The organism is Candidatus Nitrosarchaeum limnium BG20 (assembly GCF_000241145.1).
Classification (GTDB): domain Archaea; phylum Thermoproteota; class Nitrososphaeria; order Nitrososphaerales; family Nitrosopumilaceae; genus Nitrosarchaeum; species Nitrosarchaeum limnae.
Genome location: NZ_AHJG01000025.1, coordinates 1 through 777, shown reverse-complemented (window position 1 = coordinate 777; position 777 = coordinate 1). Strand labels below are relative to the sequence as shown.

The window sequence follows — 777 nt, the reverse complement described above, 5'->3', positions numbered from 1 at the left end:
TTAAAACAACTCTCAATTAAAAACTCGTATGAAGCAATGGGTGTTTCTCCATCATTTTCATGCATACCTTACGAAATATTTGATATACCAAAAGAGGGAACTCAAGTTGCATTTGCAGAAAGCAATGCGGCAATTCATGCAAACTCGTATGACAATCTAAAGACAAACAAGGAAAGTGCATTTAGTGCACTAGCAAGTGCAATAACTGGAAAAAGTCCTTACTCTTCCATACGAAAAGAAGACTCTCCCAACTTAACAATTAGAATGAAAGTAAAGGATCCAAATGAATTGACATATGGAATGCTTGGATTTTTTGCAGGAAAAGTAGGAGATACATCTGTGAATGTTTCTGGTCTTGGAAAAATGGATAACAGACAATGCAAAGCAATGTGTGGTGGTATGGGAACATCTGGGACTTGTGCCAAGTTTCTTTTTGGTGACGGTGATCCAAGTTGTGAAAAAATTGACTTTGATCAAAAAGAGATGCAAAATGTTCATGATGAATTAAACACTGCAGAAAAGGGTGACTTGATAACACTTGGTAGCCCACAATTGGGACTAGAAGAGATGTCTGATCTTGTAGGTAAACTAAAGGGCCGCTCTTTTCAAAAAAGATGCATGATCTTTTGCCCAAGAACTGTAAAAGAACAAGCAAGAAAAATTGGCTATACAAACGAGCTAGAGCGAGCAGGATGTGAGATTCTATCTGATTGTTGTACGTGTTTGACACCATTGATTAACAAAAATGATGTGGATGCTGTCATTACAAATAGTATC

The 777-nt window shown here is 37.1% G+C and carries 1 protein-coding gene; it reads left to right on the top strand.

Features of this window, described 5'->3' with window-relative positions; translation table 11 throughout:
* On the top strand, window positions 1–777 hold a 777-nt coding region (locus tag BG20_RS01030; RefSeq protein ID WP_010189771.1), incomplete at both ends, for an aconitase X.